Source organism: Variovorax jilinensis (genome assembly GCF_030316885.1).
Lineage (GTDB): Bacteria > Pseudomonadota > Gammaproteobacteria > Burkholderiales > Burkholderiaceae_C > Variovorax > Variovorax jilinensis.
In genome coordinates this window covers 1,120,003-1,143,559 of record NZ_JASZYQ010000001.1, presented here as the reverse complement: position 1 = coordinate 1,143,559, position 23,557 = coordinate 1,120,003, and the positions used below count along the sequence as shown (strand labels likewise).

Annotated in this window: 19 protein-coding genes; 11 read left to right on the top strand and 8 right to left on the bottom strand. The window is 69.7% G+C overall.

The genetic code is table 11. The annotated features are described in order from the left end of the window. Positions 1–14 precede the first annotated feature (14 nt). Positions 15–236 (bottom strand): hypothetical protein, encoded by a 222-nt coding sequence (locus QTH87_RS05485; protein ID WP_286607525.1) that lies wholly within the window; start codon positions 234–236, stop codon positions 15–17. A gap of 206 nt (positions 237–442) precedes the next feature. Here QTH87_RS05485 and QTH87_RS05480 point away from each other — a divergent pair, with 206 nt between their 5' ends. The 6 genes from QTH87_RS05480 to QTH87_RS05455 all read left to right on the top strand — a co-directional run bounded on the left by QTH87_RS05480 (position 443) and on the right by QTH87_RS05455 (position 7,163). Further along, positions 443–1,030 carry a PadR family transcriptional regulator gene (locus QTH87_RS05480; RefSeq protein WP_286607524.1) on the top strand — a complete coding sequence of 196 codons (588 nt, stop codon included), beginning with the start codon at positions 443–445 and terminating at the stop codon, positions 1,028–1,030. Between the two features lie 4 nt (positions 1,031–1,034). Next, the gene (locus tag QTH87_RS05475) at positions 1,035–1,883 is read left to right on the top strand and encodes a siderophore-interacting protein (RefSeq protein ID WP_286607522.1); all 849 of its coding nucleotides are present in this window, start codon (positions 1,035–1,037) and stop codon (positions 1,881–1,883) included. Positions 1,884–2,030: 147 nt separating this feature from the next. After that, a complete protein-coding gene (locus QTH87_RS05470; RefSeq protein WP_286607520.1) occupies positions 2,031–2,546 on the top strand; it encodes a hypothetical protein in 516 nt (171 codons plus the stop codon). 240 nt (positions 2,547–2,786) lie between these two features. After that, a complete protein-coding gene (gene mutS, locus QTH87_RS05465; RefSeq protein ID WP_286607519.1) occupies positions 2,787–5,378 on the top strand; it encodes a DNA mismatch repair protein MutS in 2,592 nt (863 codons plus the stop codon). Between the two features lie 28 nt (positions 5,379–5,406). Next, the gene (locus tag QTH87_RS05460; protein WP_286607517.1) at positions 5,407–6,246 is read left to right on the top strand and encodes a proteasome-type protease; all 840 of its coding nucleotides are present in this window, start codon (positions 5,407–5,409) and stop codon (positions 6,244–6,246) included. Between the two features lie 110 nt (positions 6,247–6,356). Beyond that, positions 6,357–7,163, top strand: coding sequence for an alpha/beta fold hydrolase (locus tag QTH87_RS05455; protein WP_286607515.1), 807 nt, complete (start codon positions 6,357–6,359; stop codon positions 7,161–7,163). Positions 7,164–7,188: 25 nt separating this feature from the next. Here QTH87_RS05455 and QTH87_RS05450 read toward each other — a convergent pair whose 3' ends face one another. Genes QTH87_RS05450 through QTH87_RS05425 form a run of 6 tightly spaced genes read right to left on the bottom strand, consistent with a single transcriptional unit; the run spans position 7,189 to position 18,023 of the window. Beyond that, on the bottom strand, positions 7,189–8,013 hold the full coding sequence (locus tag QTH87_RS05450; protein WP_286607512.1) for an undecaprenyl-diphosphate phosphatase: 825 nt from the start codon (positions 8,011–8,013) through the stop codon (positions 7,189–7,191). 42 nt (positions 8,014–8,055) lie between these two features. After that, positions 8,056–8,742, bottom strand: a complete 687-nt coding sequence (locus tag QTH87_RS05445) for a GNAT family N-acetyltransferase (protein WP_286607511.1) — start codon at positions 8,740–8,742, stop codon at positions 8,056–8,058. Positions 8,743–8,752: 10 nt separating this feature from the next. Continuing rightward, the gene (locus tag QTH87_RS05440; protein ID WP_444812740.1) at positions 8,753–10,237 is read right to left on the bottom strand and encodes an efflux transporter outer membrane subunit; all 1,485 of its coding nucleotides are present in this window, start codon (positions 10,235–10,237) and stop codon (positions 8,753–8,755) included. After that, on the bottom strand, positions 10,234–13,515 hold the full coding sequence (locus tag QTH87_RS05435; RefSeq protein WP_286607510.1) for an efflux RND transporter permease subunit: 3,282 nt from the start codon (positions 13,513–13,515) through the stop codon (positions 10,234–10,236). Before QTH87_RS05435 ends, QTH87_RS05440 begins: the two co-directional genes overlap by 4 nt. Beyond that, positions 13,512–16,664 (bottom strand): efflux RND transporter permease subunit, encoded by a 3,153-nt coding sequence (locus QTH87_RS05430; protein ID WP_286607509.1) that lies wholly within the window; start codon positions 16,662–16,664, stop codon positions 13,512–13,514. The genes QTH87_RS05435 and QTH87_RS05430 overlap by 4 nt, the downstream gene beginning before the upstream one ends. A gap of 9 nt (positions 16,665–16,673) precedes the next feature. Next, on the bottom strand, positions 16,674–18,023 hold the full coding sequence (locus QTH87_RS05425) for an efflux RND transporter periplasmic adaptor subunit (protein ID WP_286607507.1): 1,350 nt from the start codon (positions 18,021–18,023) through the stop codon (positions 16,674–16,676). 257 nt (positions 18,024–18,280) lie between these two features. On the opposite strand from QTH87_RS05425, the gene QTH87_RS05420 reads away from it, so the two are divergent. The 4 genes from QTH87_RS05420 (at position 18,281) to QTH87_RS05405 (ending at position 21,153) form a co-directional block, all read left to right on the top strand. Then, positions 18,281–18,832 carry a DUF6622 family protein gene (locus tag QTH87_RS05420; RefSeq protein ID WP_353506138.1) on the top strand — a complete coding sequence of 184 codons (552 nt, stop codon included), beginning with the start codon at positions 18,281–18,283 and terminating at the stop codon, positions 18,830–18,832. A 64-nt stretch (positions 18,833–18,896) separates the two neighbouring features. Then, positions 18,897–19,220, top strand: coding sequence for a 2TM domain-containing protein (locus QTH87_RS05415; protein ID WP_286607506.1), 324 nt, complete (start codon positions 18,897–18,899; stop codon positions 19,218–19,220). Next, positions 19,220–20,305 carry a sensor histidine kinase gene (locus QTH87_RS05410; RefSeq protein ID WP_444812753.1) on the top strand — a complete coding sequence of 362 codons (1,086 nt, stop codon included), beginning with the start codon at positions 19,220–19,222 and terminating at the stop codon, positions 20,303–20,305. Before QTH87_RS05415 ends, QTH87_RS05410 begins: the two co-directional genes overlap by 1 nt. Next, complete coding sequence (locus QTH87_RS05405; protein ID WP_286607504.1) at positions 20,302–21,153, top strand: LytR/AlgR family response regulator transcription factor; 852 nt, start codon at positions 20,302–20,304, stop codon at positions 21,151–21,153. The genes QTH87_RS05410 and QTH87_RS05405 overlap by 4 nt, the downstream gene beginning before the upstream one ends. A gap of 93 nt (positions 21,154–21,246) precedes the next feature. Here the strand turns inward: QTH87_RS05405 and QTH87_RS05400 are convergent, their stop codons facing one another. Further along, on the bottom strand, positions 21,247–21,606 hold the full coding sequence (locus QTH87_RS05400) for a hypothetical protein (RefSeq protein WP_286607503.1): 360 nt from the start codon (positions 21,604–21,606) through the stop codon (positions 21,247–21,249). Positions 21,607–21,743: 137 nt separating this feature from the next. Between QTH87_RS05400 and QTH87_RS05395 the strand changes: the two genes are divergently transcribed. Further along, the gene (locus QTH87_RS05395) at positions 21,744–23,546 is read left to right on the top strand and encodes a glutamine--tRNA ligase/YqeY domain fusion protein (RefSeq protein WP_286607502.1); all 1,803 of its coding nucleotides are present in this window, start codon (positions 21,744–21,746) and stop codon (positions 23,544–23,546) included. The last annotated feature ends 11 nt before the right edge of the window (positions 23,547–23,557 follow it).

Here is a 23,557-nt window from a genome sequence, read left to right as displayed (position 1 = left end):
ACCAGGAGCCGCGCTCAGCTCGCCTGGCGATGCTTCCCGGCACGCTGGGCCGAGGCGCGCAGGAACAGCACCGCGCCGCTGACCGCGGCGAAGACGGCGGCCAGACGCGCCACCATCGGCTTGAAGACAGACGGCTCGTCACGGCCGAGGTGACGCGATTCGTCGTTCGCGAGCTCGCGCTCGAAGCTGTCCGTGAACTTGGGATTGCGGGCGATGTAGGCGTTGAAAGTGGTCATGGCTCGTATTTTAAGGGTTTACCCTTAATCCGGCCTGAAGCCGTGTTTATTACCCGGATGAAAAAGTGCACTACTGCACGGGCTACGGATCGGCCTCGGATGAGTCTGACCGCGGCGGGCAAAGGGATTCTTCGTTTCCACGATTGACGGCGACACTATTTAGATATATCTTTTGTAGATTAGATATACAAAGAGGTGCCTCACCAATGCGTCCTTTCAGAACATTTCCCCATTGCAACCGCCACGGTGACCACGCCGAAGGCCACGACAGCGGCCGAGGCGAGGGACTCGCCGGCCGCGAGGGCCGCGGAGGCCCGCGAGGCGGCGGCCGCATCTTCGGCCATGGTGGCCTGCGCTTCGTGCTGCTGCAGCTGATCGCCAACAAGCCCAGCCATGGCTACGAACTCATCAAGGCCATCGAGGAACGCCTCGGCGGCCGCTACAGCCCGAGCCCGGGCATCGTCTACCCCACCCTCACGCTGCTCGAGGAACTCGGCTGCGTGAGCGTCGACCAGCCCGACGGTGGCGGGCGCAAGCGCTACACCGTGACGCCGGTCGGCCAGGAGTTCCTGGCGGCCAACCGCGCCGCCACCGACGAGATGATGGCTCGCATGGACGGCGGCGTGGACGGTGCCGGACCCCGTGCCGGCCGCCCGCCACAGGTGGTGCGCGCCATCGAGAACCTCAAGCTCGCGATGCGCCTGCGCCTCGCGGGCTCCCCGCTCACCGAACAACAGGCCCACGAATTCGCCGCGGTGCTCGACAGCGCCGCCCAGCAACTTGAACGCATCTGAATCCATGAATCCCAGTCCCGACACCCACACTTCCGCCCCCGATCGCCTGCCGCAGCGCGTGCGCCACGAACTGCGCTTCCGCCAGCTCCAGGTACGAAGCACCGAACGCATCACGCCGCACCTGATCCGCATCACGCTCGAGGGCGAGCAGCTCGCGGGCTTTCACAGCCCGGGCTTCGACGACCACGCCAAGCTCTTCTTCCCCGACGCCGAGACCGGCGAGCTGCGCGTGCCGACCGCGGGCCCCGACGGCCTCGTCTGGCCGCCCGGCCCGAAGCCGGCCATGCGCGACTACACGCCGCGCCGCCACGACGCCGCCGCCGGCACGCTCGAGATCGACTTCGCGCTGCACGATGCCGGGCCGGCCACGAAGTGGGCCGAAACGGCACGCCCCGGCGACCTCGTCGGGGTCGGCGGACCGCGCGGCTCCTTCATCGTGCCGACCTCATTCGACTGGCACCTGCTGATCGGCGACGACACCGCGCTGCCTGCGATCTCGCGCCGGCTGGCCGAACTGCCAGCGGGCGCGAAAGTCGTCGTGCTGGCCGAAGTCGACGCCGAAGCCGACCAGATCCCGCTGCCGACGGCGGCGGCGCTCGAACTGCACTGGGTACACCGGGCTGGCGCGACCGCCAGCGGCGCCGAGTCGCCCTTGCTCGCGCGGTTGCGGGAACTGGCGCTGCCCGCGGGCGATTTCCACGCCTGGGTCGGCTGCGAATCGGCGGCCGCCAAGGCCCTGCGCGCGCACCTGGTGGCCGAACGCGGAGCCCACCCCCGGTGGATCCGCGCCTCGGGCTACTGGCGGCGCGGCGCCAGCGCCACCCACGACAGCCATGACAGCCATGACGACTAGTTGTGGCCCCACGCTCCCCAAGGAATGATGTAGCCCCGGACTCCATGTAACGAAGGTCGTATGCCGCGCGGCCGTTTGACGACGAACGGCCGATCATGAAAAATGCTCTAGAGAGTACTTATTCATTAACACGCGGAGGTTCGGGGCATGAACGTCGGTCCGGCGCAATGGCAGCTTCCCATGGCGCTGCTCACCATTGCCTTGCTGTTCGGCATCGCGATGTGGGCGTGGCGACGGGTGGCGGGCCGGCGCGATGCCGAGCGGCGCATCGCGGCCGCGCGCGTGCGCTCGGGTCACGTGCCGCTCGAGATTCCCACGGTGCGCGGCGCGGTCGCCACGGGCTCCGGCGACTCGGTGCCCGACACGCTGCCCGAATGGTTCATCCAGGGCAAGGGCGAGCATGCGGTGGTCGACGAGACGCCGCGCATCCGGCTGCGCTACCTCGACAGCCACGACCGCAAGCACGAATGTGTCCTGCAGGTCGAGCACCTCGACGTCCAGAAGAAGACCGTGCTCGGCCACGGCGACCTGCCCGGCGACGTGCGCAAGATCCCGCTGCACCGCATCACCAGCGCCCGCATCGCGGACTCGGGCCAGCGCTTCAACGTCGACACCTGGCTGGATGCGGTCCGCGTCGCGCGACGCCGCCGCGGGCAGCTCTGACCCGTCGCCGCGTACCGCGGCAGCCATCGAAGCGCCCTTGGCGCCCGAACGGGACCGTCGGCGCGCGCCATCGCGCGCATGGTGCCCTCCACCATAATGGCGCTCCCGCCCGCCCCAGTTCCGTCAGGTGCCACTCCGTTGAACGACGTCTCCGAAAATCATCGAATCCTCAATGAAATCAACGAGGTAGGCGTTGGGCGAAGCGCCGGATCGAAGGTCGATCTGGCGGGGCATACGCCGATGATGGCGCAATATCTCGGCCTCAAGGCCGACCACCCCGACACCCTGCTGTTCTACCGCATGGGCGACTTCTACGAGTTGTTCTATGCCGATGCCGAGAAGGCCGCGCGCCTGCTCGACATCACGTTGACCCAGCGCGGCCAGTCGGCCGGGCAGCCGGTCGTCATGTGCGGCGTTCCCTTCCACTCGGTCGACACCTACCTGGGCCGGCTGATCAAGCTCGGCGAATCGGTGGCGATCTGCGAGCAGGTCGGCGAGGTTGGCGCCACCAAGGGGCCGGTCGAGCGCAAGGTCGTGCGGGTCGTGACCCCGGGCACCCTCACGGACGCCGAACTGCTCAACGACAAGAGCGAATCGCTGCTGCTCGCGGTGCACGCCGGTAGCCGCAATGCGTGCGGCCTGGCCTGGCTCAGCGTGACCGGCGCCGAACTGCGCCTGGCCGAATGCCCGGCCGACGCCCTCGAAGCCTGGATCGCGCGCATCGCGCCGAGCGAGCTGCTCTACAGCGCCGAGGTGACGCCGGCCTTCGAGCAGCGCCTGAAGGCCGCGCGCAGCGCCGTGCCGTTCACGCTCTCGCTGCGGCCGGCCTGGCAGTTCGACGGCGGCCTCGGCGAGCGCAAGCTCTGCGCCCAGATGGGCAGCGCCAACCTCGCGGCCTGGAACGCCGAAGGGCTGGCCAACGCGCATGCCGCCGCGGCCGCGCTGCTGGGCTATGCCGAGCACACGCAGGGCCGCGCGCTGGCCCACGTGCAGCGGCTCGCGGTCGAGCGCGATGGCGAGCTGATCGAGCTGCCGCCCACCACGCGGCGCAACCTCGAGCTGGTCCAGACGCTGCGCGGCGAGGATTCGCCGACCCTCTTCTCGCTGCTCGACACCTGCATGACAGGCATGGGCAGCCGCCTGCTCAAGCGCTGGCTGCTCACGCCCCGGCGCGAACGCGACGCCGCCCGCGAGAGGCTCGAAGCCATTGCGGCCCTGCAGGCCAGCCTGCCGGGCGGCATCGCCACGCCCTGGCGCAGCCTGCGCGAGCAGTTGAAGAACACCAGCGACGTCGAACGCATTGCGGCGCGCATCTCGCTGCGCCAGGTTCGCCCGCGCGAACTGGTCGCTCTTTGCATGGCCCTCGCCAAGGCCGAGCGGCTGGCCCCCGCGCTGCCGGGCGCGTCCGCCCTGCTGTCGCGGATCGGCGCCGAGCTCGCGCCGCCGCCCGGCTGCGTCGCGCTGCTGACGGCGGCGATCCATCCCGAGCCTGCGGCGCTGGTGCGCGACGGCGGCGTGATCGCCGACGGCCACGACGCCGAGCTCGACGAGCTGCGCGCGATCAGCACGAACTGCGACGACTTCCTGCTCCAGCTCGAAGCCAGCGAACGCGAGCGCACCGGCATCGCGAACCTGCGCGTGCAATTCAACCGCGTGCACGGCTTCTACATCGAGGTGACGCAGAGCGCGCTCGCCAAGGTGCCGGACAACTACCGCCGGCGCCAGACACTCAAGAACGCCGAGCGCTTCATCACGCCCGAGCTCAAGACCTTCGAGGACAAGGCCCTGTCGGCCCAGGACCGTGCGCTGGCACGCGAGAAGTGGCTCTACGAGCAGCTGCTGGATGCGTTGCAGCCCTCGGTCGCGGCCCTCGGGCGCCTGGCAGAGGCCATCGCCACGCTGGACGCGCTGTGCACGCTGGCCGAACGCTCGCACACGCTGCACTGGCATGCGCCGAGCTTCGTTTCCCATCCCTGCATCGAGATCGAGCAGGGTCGCCATCCGGTGGTCGAAGCGCGGCTGGCCGAGAAGTCCTCGGGCGCCTTCATCGCCAACGACACACGCATGGGCCCGCAGCAGCGCATGCAGGTCATCACCGGCCCGAACATGGGCGGCAAGTCGACCTACATGCGGCAGGTCGCGATCGTGGTGCTGCTGGCCTCGATCGGCTCGCACGTGCCGGCGGCCGCCTGCCGGCTCGGCCCGATCGACGCCATCCACACGCGCATCGGCGCCGCCGACGACCTGGCCAACGCGCAGTCGACCTTCATGCTCGAGATGACCGAGGCGGCGCAGATCCTGCACGGCGCCACCGCCCACTCGCTGGTGCTGATGGACGAGATCGGCCGTGGCACCAGCACCTTCGACGGCCTCGCGCTGGCGGCCGGCATCGCGGCCCAGCTGCACGACCGCACGCGGGCCTTCACGCTGTTCGCGACCCACTACTTCGAGCTCACCGAGTTCCCCGCCAGCCACCACGGCGCGGTCAACATGCACGTGAGCGCGACCGAAGCCGGCCGCGACATCGTCTTCCTGCACGAGATGCAGCCCGGGCCCGCCAGCAAGAGCTATGGCATCCAGGTGGCTCGGCTGGCCGGCATGCCGGCCGCGGTGGTCAACCATGCGCGCCAGGCGCTGGAGGCACTCGAGGCCCAGCAGAGCCAGACGCGCGCCCAGGTCGACCTGTTCGCGCCGCCGCCGGCGGCCGAGGCCACGCCGGCGAGCGCCGTAGAATCCGCGCTGACCGCGATCGATCCCGACGCGATGAGCCCTCGCGAGGCGCTCGAAGCCCTCTACACACTGAAGAAACTCCAGGCGCGCGATGCAGGCTGATGGCCCGGATCGTGCGAGAGACGACCTCATGACTTACTGCGTCGGCATCAAACTCAACGCCGGACTGGTTTTCCTGTCCGATTCGCGCACCAACGCGGGCGTGGACCACATCAGCACGTTCCGCAAGATGATCGTCTACGAGCAGCCCGGCGATCGCGTCATGGTGCTGCTGTCGGCAGGCAACCTGAGCATCTCGCAATCGGTGCGCGAGATCCTGCAGATCGAGGAACTGCGCGAGACCCGAGAGGACGGCGAGCAAAGCCCGCCGATCACCATCTGGAACGCCAAGAGCATGTTCGACGCCGCCCGCGTGCTGGGCTCGGCGGTGCGCCACGTCTACGACCGCGACGCCGAGGCGCTCAAGCATGCGGGGCTCGACTTCAACGTCTCGTTCGTGTTCGGAGGCCAGGTCAAGGGCGAGGGCATGCGCCTCTTCCTGGTCTATGCCGCAGGCAACTTCATCGAGGCCACCACCGAGACGCCCTACTTCCAGGTCGGCGAATCGAAGTACGGCAAGCCGGTGCTCGACCGCGTGCTGACGCCCGACACGCCGCTCGACGAGGCCGCCAAGTGCGCGCTGGTGTCGATGGACTCGACCATGAAGTCGAACCTGTCGGTCGGCCTGCCGCTCGATCTCGTGGTGTACGAGGCCAACTCGCTGCGCACCGACAAGGTGGTCTGCATCGACGCCGACAACCCCTACTACCGCATGATGCACAACAGCTGGGGCCAGAAGCTGCGCGAGGTGTTCGACAGCATCGAGGACCCGGTCTGGGACGACGCCTTCACCGAGCATCCGCTGAAGATGCCTGCCACGCGCCACAGCGCGCTGCGCAAGATCTCGACGCCCGAAGAAAAACTGATCTAGAACGCAGGCCCCCGCGCTCCCCCACTGCGTTTGGGTCGCTGCCCCCGAGGGGGCGGCATGCTGCCTTGGGGCGGCCCGGCGCCGGCCTGATGACCACGCATAGCCAAATCATGCTTCCTCCAGTCATCTTCTCGCACGGGAACAGCTTCCCTGCGAGCACCTACCGCGTGATGCTCGACAGCCTGCGCAATCGCGGCTTCGAGGTCGATGCGGTCGAGAAATTCGGCCACGACCCCAAGTACCCGGTGACCGACAACTGGCCGCACCTGGTGCAGCAGCTGGCCGACTTCGCGCGCGCGCGGGTCGAGCGCGAAGGCGCGCCGGTGCTGCTGGTCGGCCATTCGCTGGGCGGTTTCCTCAGCGTGATGTGCGCCGCCCTGCACCCCGAGCTGGCAGCCGGCGTGGTGCTGGTCGATTCGCCGCTGGTCGGCGGCTGGCGCGCCGGCACGATGAACATCGTCAAGCGCACGCCGCTCATGAAGGGTGTGCTGCCGAGCGTCATCAGCCGCCGGCGCCAGAACACCTGGCAGGACCGCGAGGCCGTGTTCGACTACTTCCGCACCAAGAAGGCCTTCGCGAAGTGGGACGAGCGCGTGCTGCGCGACTACATCGAGCACGGCACCTTCGACCGCGACGACACGCGTGCCCTGAGCTTCGACCGCGACATCGAGAGCGCGATCTACGACACCCTGCCGCACAACCTCGGCGCCCTGCTGCGCGCCCACCCGCTCAAGTGCCGCGCGGCCTTCATCGGCGGGCGCCAGTCGGTCGAGATGCGGCGCGTCGGCATGGGCATGACGCAGCTGGTCACGCGCGGACGCATCACGATGCTCGACGGCGGCCACCTGTTCCCGATGGAAAAGCCGATCGCCACCGCGGCGGCGATCGAGGCTTCGCTGCGCAACCTGCTGGGCTGAGCGCCCGCGAAGCGCGCTCAGGGCTTCAGTCGGCCCAGACGACCAGCCCGCTCCACGCGGTCGCCAGCACCACGATGCCGAAGGCGATGCGGTACCAGGCAAAGGGCACGAAGTCGTGCGTGCTGATGTAGCGCAGCAGCCAGCGCACGCAGACGAGCGCGCTCAGGAACGAGAACACCAGGCCGACCGCGAACATCGGGATGTCGGCCATCGATAGCAGCGCGCGCTCCTTGTAGAGGCTGTAGGCGCCGGCGCCGATCAGGGTCGGGATCGCCAGGAAGAACGAGAAGTCCGTCGCCGCCTTGCGCGACAGGCCGAGCAGCATGCCGCCGATGATGGTCGAGCCGCTGCGGCTGGTGCCCGGGATCATCGCGAAGCACTGCACCAGGCCGACCTTGAGCGCGTCCCAGGGCGTCATGTCGTCGACGTTCTCGATGCGCACCGAGCCGGGCGGCCGCCGCTCGGCCCACAGGATGATGAAGCCGCCGATGATGAAGGTGCTGGCCACCACCGTGGGCGTGAACAGATGCGCCTTGATCACCTTGCCGAACAGCAGGCCCAGCACGACCGCGGGCAGGAACGCGATCAGGATGTTGAGCGCGAAGCGCCGCGCCTTGGGCTGCCGTGGCAGCGCCACGATGGTCGAATGGATCTTCTGCCAGTAGACCAGGATGACCGCGAAGATCGCGCCGGTCTGGATCGCGATGTCGAAGACCTTGGCCTTGTCGTCGTCGAAGCCCAGCAGCGAGCCCACGAGGATCAGGTGACCGGTCGATGAAATCGGCAGGAACTCGGTGAGTCCCTCGACGATGCCCATGATGGCGGCCTTGGCCAGCAGAACGATATCCACGCACACTCCTTGAAAGAGCGTCGATTATCGCGATGCCGGCGGTCAGGCTCCGTTCAGCACGACGACGCGCACCACCGTTTCGCGATCGTCCTCGAAGCCCATCTGCAGATACAGGCGATGCGCATGCGCGTTGTCGCGCATCACGTGCAGGAACGGCGTCTCCGCGCGCTGCAGCTGGCGCCGGACCAGCATCGCCATCAGCCGCCGCGCGATGCCGCGGCCCTGCAGCTCCGGATGCGTGCAGACGCCGCTGATCTCGTGCAGCGAACCCGCCTGCATGCGCTCGCCCGCCATGGCCAGCAGCCGGCCGTCCTCGAAGCAGCCGAAGTATTCGCCCAGCTCGAGAGTGCGCGGCCCGAAGGGACCCGGGCGCGTGAGCGCGGCCAGCTCGAGCGCCTGGGCCGCATGCTCGGGGCCGAGCCGCGTCACGGCCAGCGCCTCGTCGGCCGCCGGCATGCCGCCCTGCCACACCATGCGGAACATGGTGCTGTCGAGCGTCACCTGCCAGCCCGCGGGCGCGGCGCCCGACCAGTCCATGCAGTAGAGCGGCTCGCCCGCGGTGCAGAACGGTGCGAGCGCGTCGAAATCGGGTCGCTCGGCATCGGCGAAGCCGGCGATGGGCGAGAAGCCCGGTGCGTAGCGCCGCGCGGCGCCGGTGCCGACCGCAAAGCGGGCCTGGCAGTCCGAGAGGCTGTGCCAGGCGATGTTGTCGAGGAGTGGCCGTTGCATGGCCGCCATGCTAAGGCTTGGCGGTCACGGGCCCTGCGGCTGCCACCGGCTCCGGCCCCATCCAGTCCGCGTGCCAGCCGCCGCCAAGCGACTGGATCAGCGTGACCGCCGCCACCTGGCGGTTGAGCTGCACCTGCAGCAGCGTGCGGCGGCCGTTGAGGGCGGACACCTGGGCCACCACCACGCTGGTGTAGTCGATGGTGCCGGCGCGGTAGCGGTTGAGGAACTGCTGCTCGGTCTTGTCGGCCGCGGCCGAGCCCTGGCGGCGCAGGACTTCCTGGCGGGCCAGGCTGCCGCTCGCCGTGAGCTGGTCCTCGACGCTCTGGAAGGCCGACAGCACCGTCTGCCGATAGCGCGCCACCGAGGCCTCGTGGCCGGCCTTGGCGGCATCGACGCTGGCACCGATCGCACCGCCGTCGAACACCACCTGCGCGACCGAGAGTCCGAGCGACCACAGCGTGTTCGACGCGTTGAACAGATCGCTCACGCGCGAGGTGCTGCTGCTGATGCCGCCGCTCAGGCTGAAGCTCGGGTAGTAGGCCGCGCGCGCGATGCCGATCTGCGCATTGGCCGCCGCCACCTGGCGCTCGGCGGCCGCGATGTCGGGCCGGCGTTCGAGCAGCGTGCTCGGAAGCTCGGCCGGCACGTTCGGCACCGTGACCTTCCACTCGGCCACCGGGAGGCTGAAATCCGCCGGCGCGACGCCGACCAGCACCGCGATCGCATGTTCGAGCGCGTCGCGATTGCGCTGCAGCGCGATCTGCTCGGCCTGGGTGTTGGCCAGCAGCGTCTCGGCCTGCTGCACGTCGCTGAGCGCCGCGATGCTGGCCTCGTAGCGGTTGCGCGTGATCTGCAGGCTGCGCTGGTAGCCTTCGAGCGTCTCGGACAGGATGCGCAGCTCGGCATCGGCCTCGCGCAGCGAGAAATAGTTGGTCGCCAGTTCGCCCACCGACGACAGCCGGGCCGAGGCCAGGTCGGCCTCGCTGGCCTGGGCGCTGGCCTGGGCGCTGTCGACCGCCTGGCGCAACCGGCCCCAGACATCGGGCTGCCAGTCGACGCCGAGCGAACCAGCCGCAGCGGTCGTCGACGAGATCTCGCTGCCGCCGGTACGCCGCGCGCTGCCGCCCAGCGAAACCTGCGGCAGCATGTTCGCGCGCTGGCCGCGCACCAGCGCCTGCGCCTGCGCGTAGTTGGCGACCGCGGCCGCGATGTTCTGGTTCGACACCTGCACGCGAGCGGCCAGCTCGTCGAGCGTGGCGTCGCCGAAGAGCTTCCACCACTCGCCGCGATCGTAGGCGTCGGCCGGCGCCGCCGGCTGCCAGCCGGCGGCGGCCGGGGCCGATTTCCAGGCCGCCGGCGCGGCCACCGCCGGGCGCTCGTAGGCCGGGCCCACGGCGCAGCCGGCCAGGGCCGCCGACAGCGCCAGCAGCATCGCGTCACTGATCGGACGCAGGCGCCCCAAGGGGCCGGAAGGGTTTCGGTTCGATGCGGTCATGGATTCGTCGTTGCGAGGTCGCTCGTGCCGCCGGCGGCGCGGCTCAGGGACTTCTCGTTGGCCGGCCGCCGGCGCAGCTTGTCGAGCAGCACGTAGACGACCGGCGTGGTCAGCAGGGTCAGCAACTGGCTCGCGATCAGGCCGCCGATGATGGCCACGCCGAGCGGCTGGCGCAGCTCCGAGCCGAGGCCGAAGCCGATCGCGAGCGGCAGCGCACCGAGCGCGGCTGCCAGCGTGGTCATGAGGATGGGGCGGAAGCGCATCAGGCAGGCCTCGCGCACGGCCTCGGTGGCGCTCAGGCCGCGCGAGCGCTCGGCCTCGAGCGCAAAGTCGATGATCAGGATGGCGTTCTTCTTCACGATGCCGATCAGCAGGAAGACACCGATCAGCGCGATGATCGAGAACTCCATGCGGAACAGCATCAGCGCGAGCACCGCGCCGACGCCCGCCGACGGCAGGGTGGTCAGCACCGTGATCGGATGGATCAGGCTCTCGTAGAGCACGCCTAGCACGATGTAGATCACGATCAGCGCCGCGAGGATCAGGAACCACTGCTGGCCCTGCGACTGCTGCGCCGCGAGCGCGGTGCCCTGGAAGCTGCCGCGCACGTTGATCGGCATCGCGATGTCGGCCTCGGCCTGGGCCACGATGCGCTTGGCGTCCGACAGGCTCACGCCCTCGGCCAGGCTGAACGAGACGGTGCTCGCGAGCTCGGTGTCCTGGTGGTCGATCGACGTCGGCACCGCGCGTTCGCTGAGCTTCGCGAAGGCCGACAGCGGCACCATGTGCGTGGTGTCGGTCGCGAGCTGCTGGCCGGTCGAGGCCGAGCGCAGCGCCGGATTCGCCGACACCGTGGTCGAGGTGCCGGTGTTGGCGTCGGTCGTGTTCTTGACCGAGCTCACGATCGACGCCCCGCTCGCATCCGTGGCGGCCGCGAGCGTCGATGGCACATAGAGATCCTTGAGCACGATCGGCCCGCGCTGGAAGCGCGGCGCCCATTCCATGATCACCGAATACTGGTTGAGCTCGTCGTAGATGGTGGCCACCGAGCGCTGGCCGTAGGCGTTGTAGAGCGCGTTGTCGACCGCCGCGGAGGTCACGCCGAGCCGGGCCGCCGCATCGCGATCGACCTCGACATAGGTCTCGACGCCGTTGTCGGCATCGTCGCTGTCGACGTCGGTCAGCGCCGTCTCCTGGCGCAGCCGGTCGGCCAGCTTGCTCGACCATGCGCGCAGGTCGGCCAGGTTGTCGCTCTTGAGCGTGTACTGGTAGGTCGAGTTGCTCGATCGCCCGCCCATGCGCAGGTCCTGCACCGGGCTCAGGAACACGCGCAGGCCGGTGAGCTGGTTGAGCTGCGGCCGCAGCCGGTCGATCACGGCCTGGGTCTTCTCCTTGCGTTCGTCCGCCTTCTTGAGGTTCACGAACATGAAGCCGCCGCCCGAGCGGCCGCCGCCCGAGAAGCCCACCACGGTATCGACCGCCGGGTCCTTGCGGATGATGTCCACCGCCTGGCGCAGCTTCTCCGCGATCGCGGCCGACGAGATGCTCTGGTCGGCGCGCAGGCCGGCGTTGAGCTGGCCGTTGTCCTGCTGCGGAAAGTAGCCCTTGGGGATCGCGTTGAACAGGTAGACGTTGAGGCCGATCACGACCAGCAGCACCGCGATCACCACGCCCTTGCTGGCCAGAGCCCAGTCGAGACTGTGGGCATAGACGCTCAGCGTCGCGTTCCAGGCCCGCTCGGCCCGGCGGCCCAGCCAGGCGCGCAGGCGGCCCGGCGGCTTGCGCGCGTTCTCGTCGGCCTCGCTGCGCAGCAGCAAGGCGCACAGCATCGGCGTGGTCGTGAGCGAGATCACCAGCGAGATCAGCACCGCGGCCGACAAGGTCACCGCGAACTCGCGGAACAGCCGTCCGATCTGGCCGCCCATGAACAGCAGCGGGATGAACACCGCCACCAGCGACAGGCTGATCGACAGCACGGTGAAGCCGACCTCGCGCGCGCCGCGCAGCGCGGCCTCGACCCGGTTCATGCCGGCCTCGATGTGGCGGGTGGTGTTCTCGAGCACCACGATCGCATCGTCGACCACGAAGCCGGTGGCGACCGTGAGCGCCATCAGGCTCAGGTTGTTGAGGCTGTAGCCCAGCAGGTACATGACGCCGAAGGTGCCGAGCAGCGACACGACGGTCGCCACCGCGGGCACGATGGTGGCGCGCGCCCGGCGCAGGAACAGGCCGACCACCAGCACCACCAGCACGACCGAGATCAGCAGCGTGATCTCGATCTCGCGCAGGGATGCGCGGATGGTGTTGGTGCGGTCCGAGGCGACCTGGATCTCGATGTCCTGCGGCAGCTGGGCGCGCAGTTCGGGCAGCAGCTCGCGCACGCCGTCGACCGTCTCGATGATGTTGGCTCCGGGCGCCTGCGTCACGAGCACGATCACGGCCGGCTCGCCGTTGAAGAGGCCGAGCGTGCGCGTGTTCTCGACGCCGTCGATCACCCGCGCGACGTCGCCCAGGCGCACCGCGGCATCGTTGCGCCAGGCGATCACCATCTCGCGATAGTCGGCCGCGCGCCGGCCCGGTGCCGGCGTGTAGATCTGCAGCCGGCGCGCGTCGCTCTCGATCGCGCCCTTGGGCCGGTTGGCGTTGTTGGCCTGGATGGCGGCGCGGACGTCCTCGCTGCTGATGCCGAACTGGTTCAGCGCGTAGGGCTCGAGCTCCACCCGCACCGCGGGCAGCGAGCCGCCGCCGATCTCGACCTCGCCCACGCCCTCGACCTGCGACAGGCGCTGGCTCACGATGTTCGACACCGCCTCGTAGATCTGGCCCGGCGTGCGGGTCTTCGAGGTCAGCGCGAGGATCACGATCGGCGCTGCCGTGGGATTGCGCTTGCGGTAGGTCGGGTTGCTGCGCAGCGTGGCCGGCAGGTCGGCACGGGCGGCATTGATGGCGGCCTGCACCTCGCGCGCGGCGCTGTCGATGTTGCGGCTCAGGTCGAACTGCAGCGTGACCCGCGCCGAGCCGTTGGAACTGCTCGAGGTCAGCTCGTTGACGCCGGGGATGATGCCCAGCCGCCGCTCCAGCGGCGTCGCCACGCTCGAGGCCATGGTGCTCGGGCTGGCGCCCGCCAGGCTGGCGGACACCGAGATCGTCGGGTAGTCGACCTGCGGCAACGGCGACACCGGCAGCACGAAGAAGGCCACGATGCCGGCCAGCGCCAGCCCGATGGTCAGCAGCACCGTCGCGATCGGCCGCTCGACGAAGGGCTTCGAGAGGTTCACGCCGATGCCTCGTGCGCGTCATGGCCCTCGGCGGGCCGCCGGCCCCCGAATCGCCGGCCGAGGCGGTCGAAGGCGAGGTAGATCACCGGCGTGGTGAACAGCGTGAGCACCTGGCTCACCACCAGGCCGCCGAAGATCGCGATGCCCAGCGGCCGGCGCAGCTCGGCGCCCTCGCCCCATCCGAGCATCAGCGGCAGCGCCGCGAACAGCGCCGCCAGCGTGGTCATGAGGATCGGCCGGAAGCGCAGCAGCGCGGCCTGGTGGATCGCCTCCAGCGGCGCCTTGCCCTGGTGGCGCTCGGCGTCGATCGCAAAGTCGATCATCATGATCGCGTTCTTCTTGACGATGCCGATCAGCAGGATGATGCCGATGATCCCGATCACGCCGAGGTCGTTGCCGGTCAGCATCAGCGCCAGCAGCGCACCGACGCCGGCCGAAGGCAGGGTCGACAGGATCGTGAGCGGATGCACGTAGCTCTCGTAGAGCACGCCCAGCACGATGTACACGCATACCACCGCGGCCAGGATCAGCCACAGCTGGTTGGTCAGCGATTTCTCGAAGGCGCCGGCGGCGCCGAGGAAGGTCAGTGTCACGCTGGGCGGCAGCGCGATGTCCTTGGCGGCGGCGCGGATCGCGGCCACCGACTTGCCGAGCGAGACGCCCTTGGGCGTGTCGAAGCCGATCGTGGTGGCCGGATACTGCGCGACGCGCGTCACCTGCAGCGGCGCGTACTGCTCGCGCACGGTGGCCAGGGCGGACAGCGGCGTGGCCGTGCCGGAGCCGGTGCGCAGCTGCAGGTTGCCGAGGTCCCCGGGCGAAGACAGCCCTTCGCGCTGGGCCTCCAGGATCACGCGGTACTGGTTGGTCTCGGTGAAGATGGTCGACACGATGCGCTGGCCGAAGGCGCTGTAGAGCGCATCGTCGACCGAACTCGCCGTCACCGACAGCCGCGAGGCCGTGTTGCGGTCGATGTCCACGTAGGCCGACAGCCCCTTGGCGCCTGCGTCGGTGGTCGGGTTGCGCACCTCGGGCACGCTGCGCAGGCGCTCCACCAGCTTCAGCGCCCAGTCGTTCACGGTGGTCGTGTCTGCGCCCTCGAGCGAGACGCGGAACTCGGTCGGCCCGGTCTCGGCGTCGATGGTCAGGTCCTGCGTGGGCTGCAGGTAGAGCGAGACGCCGGCCACCTGGTCACGCACGCGGTCGCGCAGGCGCTGCATCACCGTGCCCTGCGACTCGTGGCCGGGGCGCAGGTTGATCAGCATGCTGCCGGTGTTGAGCGCCATGTTGTTGGCGGCGTCGACACCCACCACCGAGCTCACGCTCTGCACCTCGGGGTCGGACAGGATCACGTTGGCCGCCTGCTGCTGCAGCTCGGCCATGCGCACATAGGAGACGTCCTGCGCAGCCTGCACGCGGGCCTTGAGCTGGCCGGTGTCCTGGGTCGGGAACAGTCCCTTGGGGATCGCGACGTAGAGCAGCACGGTCAGCGCGAGCGTGAGCAGCGCCGCCAGCAGCGTCAGCGGCTGGTGGCGGAACACCCACTGCAGCCAGATGTCGTAGCGCGCGATCACGCGGTCGAAGAAGCGCTGCACGGCGGCACCGAAGCGCCCGCCCTCCTCGGCCTGCGGCTTGAGCCAGCGCGCCGACATCATCGGCACCAGCGTGAGCGAGACCACGGCCGAGATCAGGATCGTGATCGCCAGCGTGACCGCGAACTCGCGGAAGAGGCGGCCCACCACGTCGCCCATGAACAGCAGCGGGATCAGTACCGCGATCAGCGAGACGGTGAGCGAGATGATCGTGAAGCCGATCTGGGAGGCGCCCTTGATCGCGGCCTGGAACGGCGGCTCGCCCTTCTCGAGGTAGCGCGCGATGTTCTCGATCATCACGATCGCATCGTCGACCACGAAGCCGGTCGCGATGGTCAGCGCCATCAGGCTCAGGTTGTTGAGGCTGTAGCCCAGCAGGTACATCAGGCCGCAGGTGCCGATCAGCGAGATCGGCACCGCGATGCTGGCGATCACCGTGGCGCGCACGCTGTGCAGGAAGAAGAAGATCACCAGCACGACCAGCACCACGGCCAGCGCGAGCTCGAGCTTCACGTGGTTGACCGAGGCGCGGATGCCGGTGGTGCGATCGCTCAGCACCTCGACCTTCAGCGAGCCCGGCAGCGAGGCCTCGAGCTCGGGCAGCAGCTTCCTGATGGCGTCGACCGTGCCGATCACGTTGGCACCGGGCTGGCGCTGCACGTTGAGGATGATCGCCGGATAGAGCTTTCCGTCGGACGCGCCCGACGCGCCCGACGCGCCGGACGCGTTGACGCCGGCCCAGGCACCGAGCTGCGTGTTCTCGGCACCGTCCACCACGCGCGCCACGTCGCTCATGCGAACCGGCGCGCCGTTCTTCCACGCCACCACCAGGTTCTTGTAGTCCGCCGCGGTGACGAGCTGGTCGTTGGCGTTGATCGTGTAGGCGCGCTTGGGGCCGTCGAAGCCGCCCTTGGCGCTGTTGGCGTTGGCGGCCGCGATCGCGGTGCGCAGCGTGTCCAGGCCGATGCCCACCGAGGCCAGCGCGTTGGTGTTGGCCTGGATGCGGACCGCGGGCCGCTGGCCGCCCGACAGCGACACCAGGCCGACGCCGCCGACCTGGCTGATCTTCTGCGCCAGCCGCGTGTTCACGAGGTTCTGCACCTCGGTCAGCGGCATGGTGTCCGAGCTGACCGCCAGCGTGAGGATCGGCGAGTCGGCCGGGTTCACCTTGGCATAGACCGGTGGTGCCGGCAGGTCGGCCGGCAGCAGCGAGCCGCCGGCGTTGATCGCGGCCTGGACCTGCTGCTCGGCCACGTCGAGCGTCTGGTCGAGCGCGAACTGCAGCGTGACGATCGACACGCCGGTGGCGCTGGTCGAGCTCATGCGGTCGAGGCCCGCCATCTGGCCGAACTGCCGCTCGAGCGGCGCGGTGACGGTGCGGCTCATGACCTCCGGGCTGGCGCCCGGGTACAGCGTCTGCACCTGGATCGTCGGGTAGTCGACCTGGGGCAGGGCCGCGAGCGGCAGGAAGCGGAATCCGACCAGGCCCGCGAGCACGATCGCGAGCATGAGCAGCGCGGTCGCGACCGGCCGCTCGATGAAGGGGCGCGAAGGACTCACCGCCGCCCCTTATTGCGGCGGCGGCCGCTGGCGGCGGCCCTCGCCGTTGGGCGCGCCCTGCGAACCCGGGGCGCCCGCAGCGCCAGGCGCACCCGGGCCGCCCGGGCCGCGGGCCCCCGGCGTCCGCTGCCGCGGCGCCGCGCTCGGCTTGTCGCCCTGCAGCAGCACGCGTGCGCCGTCCTTCAGGCGGTCGCCGCCCTCGGTGACCACCAGCTCGCCGTCCTTCAGGCCGTCGACGATCGCCACCACGTCGACCGTGGCCTCGCCGCGCTTGACCGGGCGCATCGACACCGTGCGGTCCTCGTTGACGACATAGACGAAATTGCCGCTCGGCCCGGTACGCACGGCCGTGACCGGCACCACGATCGCGTCGACCGTGCGCAGCACCATCTGCACGTTGACGAACTGGTTCGGGAACAGCGGCGTGCCGACGTTGTTGAAGCGCGCCTTGGCGCGTACCGTGCCCGTGCTGGTGTCGACCACGTTGTCGAGGGTGGAGAAGGTGCCGGTGTCGAGCACCGCGCTGCGCACGCGGTCGAGCGCCTTCACCGCCAGCGGCGCGCCCTTGGCGAGCTGGGCCTGGATGTCGGGCACGCGGTCCTGCGGCACCGCGAACTGGACGTCGATCGGGTTCATCTGCGTGATCACCGCGATGCCGGTCGCGGCGTTGGCCGTGACGATGTTGCCCGGATCGACCGTGCGCAGGCCGATGCGGCCGGCGACCGGTGACGTGACACGGGTGTAGTCGAGGTTGAGCCTGGCCGCGGCCTCGGCCGCACGGTCGGTGAGGACCGTGCCTTCGAGCTGCTTGACCAGCGCCGACTGGGTGTCGACGTCCTGGCGCGCGATCGAGTCCTGGCCCAGGAGCGTGCGGTAGCGCGACAGGGTGACGCGGGCGGCTTCGAGCTGGGCCTCGTCGCGCGCACGGTTGCCCTGTGCCTGCATCAGCGCCTGTTCGTAGGGGCGGGGATCGATGCGCGCCAACAGCTGGCCCTTGCTGACGGTCTGGCCCTCGGTGTAGAGAACCTCGGTCAGCACGCCGCCGACCTGCGGCTTGAGCGTGACGGTCGCCAGCGGCGTCACGGTGCCCAGGGCATCGATCAGGATGGGCAGGTCCATGCGGCGCGCGGCCGCATGGCCGACCGTGGAACTGGCGCCGCCGAATCCGCCCCCGGGGCCGCCGGGGCCGCGGCCCGCAGCCGGCTCGTTCGAGCGTTTCACCACGTACCAGGCCGCTCCCGCGAGCGCCAGCACCACGATCAGCGCCAGCAGGCTGCCGAGCCAGCGACGGCGCCGGGAAGGCGGCCGACGCGGCGCTGGGGATTCTTCGGCAAGGGGCTCTGGATAGGGAGACGACATGGAATGGGCAGGGGCGAAAAGGCGGCAGCAGGTAGTGGAGCGCCGAATCGTAGCGTCCACGGCTTACGAACCGTAAAGCCTCGGTAAAGCCGGCCCGGACCGACTGCCGCGGCCGCATCCCGCGCCCGCGAAATGCATCTGGCGCCGCCGGAAGGCGGTTCGTCGCATCGGCGTGGCGGCCCCGGGCGGCCCTCGGCACAGTCCGCCCATCGACCGCCGAACCGCTTCCCTCCCCCCATTCCCTCCAGGAGCAGACCATGACCACCATGCTGAGCCAGATCTTCATGCACACCCCCAAGTGGGTCTACGTTCTCTTCGCCACGCTGCTGTGGCTGGGCGCAAGGCAGCTGTTCGCCCATGGGCTCAGCCTGTTCCGCGTGACGCTGCTGCCGGTGGTGATGACCGGCCTGTCGATCTTCGGCGTCGCCTCGGCCTTCGGCGATTCGCCCTCCGCGCTGCTCGCCTGGGCGGCCGCCGCGCTGGTGCTGCTGGCCTTCGTGCTCCGGCGCCCGGTGCCGCGAGGCATCCGCTACGAGCCCGGCTCGCGCCGCTTCGCCATGCCGGGCAGCGCGGTGCCGCTGGTGCTGATGATGGGCATCTTCTTTACCAAGTACGGTGTCGGCGTGCTGCTCGCGCTGCATCCGCAGCTTGCCCGCCAGGCCGCGTTCGCGATCGGCATCAGCGCCTTCTACGGCACCTTCACGGGCCTCTTCGCGGGGCGGGCCCTGCGCCTGTGGAAGCTGGCCATCGCCGCCGACCGGCGCGGCAGCGCCCAGGCCGCCCCGGCCATCGACGCCCTGCAGGCCTGATAGGGTCGATCCCCATCGCCGGCCGACTCCCGTTCGCAACAATCCACTGTCCGAGGCGCCCGCCATGACTTCCTCCTTCCGCTCTTCCCACTCCTCCCGTTCCTCCCGCTCCACCGAACCCGATGCCGTCGAACGGCTGGCGCGCCGCCGCGCCGGTGCCAAGCTGGGCTGGTACCTGCACGCGGCGGTCTACCTGGTCGTGAACCTCGGGCTGGTCGGCCTTGCGGCCTCGCGCGGCCACGGCTGGGCGATCTACCCGCTGCTGGGCTGGGGACTCGGCCTGCTGATCCACGGCGCGGTGGTCTTCTTCGTGGCGCCGGGCGGCGACCTGTACGAACGGCTGCTGGCGCGCGAACGCAAGGCGCTGGGCGCCGGAGACCCCTGGTGATCGCCAATCTCAGACGCAACCTCACGCGCGAGAGCGCGCTCGACCTGCTTCGGCACGGCCTGAGCACCGTCGCCTTCTCGTGCCTGATCGCCGCCGCGCTGGCGTTGTCGGGGCGGGGCCGATGGGACGTGCAGCTGGTCTATTCGCTCGCCATCGGGATGATCAGCTGGTTCGTGATCGACATCGGCCGGCTCGCGCTGAGCGACCAGAGCCTGTGGCCCCACGGCGCGCGCGGCTTCGTGCTGGTCATCGTCGGCATCGCGACCGGCTTCTTCGGCGGCAACGCGATCGGCGACGCCTACAGCGGCGCGAAGGCCTTCGATTTCCTGCATTCGCACAGCTTCGCTTCCACCATCGTGATCACGGTGCTGGCTGGCATCGCGATCTGCTACTTCTATTACAGCCGCGGCAAGAGCAAGTACCTCGAGGGCGAGATCGCGCTGGCCCAGCGCGACGCTGCCGATGCGCGCCTCAAGCTGCTCGAAACCCAGCTCGAGCCGCACATGCTGTTCAACACGCTGGCCAACCTGCGTGCGCTGATCGCCACCGATCCGCCGCGCGCGATCGCCATGCTCGACCGCCTCAACGGCTACCTGCGCGTGACCCTGAGCGGCTCGCGCGCGCTGTCGCATCCGCTTGCGGCCGAGTTCGAGCGGCTTTCCGACTATCTCGAACTGATGGCGGTACGCATGGGCGACCGGCTGCGTTTCGTGCTCGAGCTGCCCGATGCGCTGCGCGCGGTGCCGGTCCCGCCGCTGATGCTGCAGCCGCTGGTCGAGAACAGCATCCGGCACGGCCTCGAGCCCAAGGTCGAAGGGGGCCAGGTCACGGTGCGGGCGCGCCAGGATGGCAAACGGCTGGTGATCGAGCTGATCGACACCGGCGTCGGCATCGATGCACCGGCAGGCGACGCGCCCTCCGCCGGCGGCTTCGGCGTGGCGCAGGTGCGCGAGCGGCTCGAGACCATCTACGGCGCCGAGGCCAGCCTCGCGCTGAGCACGCCGCCCGGCGGAGGCGTCTGTGCCACCATCGTGCTGCCGCTCGGCAAGCCGACACCCGCTGCCCGGCCGCTCGCCTGCCCATGAACGCCCCTCTTCCCACCGCCCTGATCGCCGAAGACGAACCGCTGCTCGCGCAGGCCCTGCGCGCCGAGCTGGCTGCGGCCTGGCCGGAGCTCGAGGTGCTGGCGAGCGTGCGCGACGGCCGCAGCGCCGTGCGCGAGGCGCTCGAGCGGCTGCCACGGGTGCTGTTCCTCGACATCCGGATGCCGGGGCTCGACGGCCTCGGGGTCGCGGCCGAGCTGGCCGATGCCTGGCCGGTCGACGAGGCGCCGATGCCGCAGCTGGTGTTCGTCACCGCCTACGACGAATACGCGGCCCGCGCGTTCGAGGCCGAGGCGATCGACTACGTTCTCAAACCGGTGCAGCCCGAGCGCCTGCGCCGCACGGTGGCACGCCTGCAACAGGCCATGGCGACGCGTGCCCCGGCTTCTGCGCAGGCTGCCGAGGCCGACCTCGCGGGCACGCTGGCCCAGTGGCAGAAGGCGCTGGCGGCGGCGGGCGCAACCGCGCCGGGTGCGCCGGGTACGCCGTCTGCGCCGATCCGGCTGATCGCCGCCAGCGAGGCCGGCTCCAGCGGCCAGAGCGTGCGCATGATCCCGATCGACGAGGTGCTGTACTTCGAGGCCGCCGACAAGTACGTGCGCGTGCTCACGGCCGGCCACGAGTACCTGATCCGCACGCCGCTGCGCCAGTTGCTGCCGCAGCTAGACGCCGAGGTCTTCTGGCAGGTGCACCGGGCAGTGGTGGTGCGCGCGGGCGCGATCGACGCCGTGCATCGCGACGAGGCTGGCAAGCAGCACCTTACGCTGCGCGGGCGCGACGAGAAGATTCCCGTGAGCCGCCTCTACGCCCACCTGTTCCGCGCCATGTGATGCGCCCGCCGCGCCTGGCGCGGTCGAAAAAAAACCGGCCCGTCGATACGGGCCGGTTTTTCTCTGGGTGACAGCAGATTTGCTCGGTTGGCCTCAGCGGTAGTAGCCGTTGTGGTGGTGGCCGTTGCCGCGGTAACCCGGCGCGGGCCGGTAGTAGCCCGGGCCCGGCCCGTAGTAGGCACGCGGCGGCGCGTAGTAGACAGGCGCCGGACGGTAGTAGCGCGGCGGCGGGCCGTAGTAGGCGGGCGGCGGCGGATAGTAGACCGGTGCCGGTGCCACGTAGACCGGCGCCGGCGCGTAATAGGGTTGCGGCGCGGCGACGCCGATCGCCACGCCAGGCACGTTGACGCCGACCGACCAGCCGACCGCGGCGCTGGCCGAGGCGGTGGCGAACAGCGCGCCTGCCGCGACGAGGCCGGCAGCGGCCCATTTGAAGAATCTGGTTTGGCTCATGGTGGAACTCCTTGTGACTGGCGGGTGTTGGCCGCCATGTGTGTATTCAACGCGGGAGCTGTGAAGGTGGTGCACGCTGGCGTGTGAAGAAGGTTGCCAAAGGTAACCCGCCCTGGGGGCCCACCTAGAATGAGCACATGACTTCCCCTGCAGACCACGACAGCACCAAGCCGAGCAATTTCCTGCGCCACGTGATCGAAAACGACCTCGAACAGGGCCAGTATTCCGCCCGTACCTGGGGTGGATCGCCCGGCGACGCCGCCCACCATGCGCAAGGCATGCAGGACCCGGCCAAGGTGCGCATGCGCTTCCCTCCGGAGCCCAACGGCTACCTGCACATCGGCCACGCCAAGAGCATCTGGCTGAATTTCGAGCTCGCGAAGGAATACGGCGGCGTCTGCCACCTGCGCTTCGACGACACCAACCCCGAAAAGGAAGAGCAGGAATACGTCGACGCGATCCGCGACGCCGTGCAATGGCTGGGTTACGACACCCGGCTGGCCGACAACCCGCGCCAGCCTGGCGAAGTCGACGAGCATGTGTACTTCGCAAGTAACTACTTCGACTTCATGTACCGGGCAGCCGAATACCTGATCGGCGCCGGCCTGGCCTATGTCGACGAGCAAAGCGCCGAGCAGATCCGCGCCACGCGCGGCGACTTCAACACGCCGGGCACCGACAGCCCCTTCCGCGGCCGCACGCCCGAAGAGAACCTGGCGCGCTTTCGTGCCATGCGCGACGGCCAGCTCGCCGACGGCGCCGCGGTGCTGCGCGCGCGCATCGACATGGCGAGCCCGAACATCAACATGCGCGATCCGGCGCTCTACCGCATCCGGCGGGCGACCCACCACAACACCGGCGACACCTGGTGCATCTACCCGATGTACACCTTCGCGCATCCGATCGAGGACGCGCTCGAGCAGATCACGCACAGCATCTGCACGCTCGAGTTCGAGGACCAGCGCCCCTTCTACGACTGGCTGCTCGACCGCCTCGCCGAAGGCGGCCTGATCGCGACGCCGCATCCGCGCCAGTACGAGTTCGCGCGGCTCAACGTCACGCACGTCATCACCAGCAAGCGGCGGCTGCGCCAGCTGGTCGAGGAAAAGCATGTCGACGGCTGGGACGATCCGCGCATGCCCACGCTGGCCGGCCTGCGCCGCCGCGGCTACACGCCGGCCGCGCTCAAGCTGTTCTGCGAGCGCTCGGGCGTCACCAAGTCGGGTGGCTGGATCGACTACGCGAGCCTCGAGGCCGCGCTGCGCGACACGCTCGACCCGATCGCGCCGCGTGCGATGGCGGTGCTCGACCCGGTCCCTCTCGTCATCACGAACTGGGACGAGCTGATGGGCGCCGGCTTTCTCGACGACTGCACGGCACCCGTCCATCCGCACCATCCCGAGCGCGGCCAGCGCAGCTTCAAGATCGGCCGCGAAGTCTGGATCGAGCGCACCGACTACGAGGACGTGCAGCCCAAGGGCTTCTTCCGCCTGTTCCCGGGCAACAAGGTGCGGCTCAAGTACGGCCACACGATCGAATGCACCGGCGCCACGCGCGATGCGGAAGGCCGGCTGCTCGAGGTGCAGGCACTGCTGGTGCCCGACACCAAGAGCGGCACGCCCGGCGCCGACGCGATCAAGGTCAAGGGCAACATCACCTGGGTGGCCGCCGCCGATGCACTGCCGGCCGAGGTGCGGCTCTACGAGCGCCTCTTCGCGGCTGCGCAACCCGGCAGCGGCGAACTGCTCGACGAGCTCAACCGCGACAGCCTGTTGACCGCGCAGGCCTTCGTCGAGCCCTCGCTGGCCCACGCGGCCGAGGGCGGCGCGGGCTTCCAGTTCGAGCGCCACGGCTACTTCGTGGTCGATGCGAAGGCCGCCGCGGCCGGCACGCGCGTCTTCAATCGCGCAGCCGGCATGAGGGACGGCTGGGGCAAGTGAGGCGGCGCCCG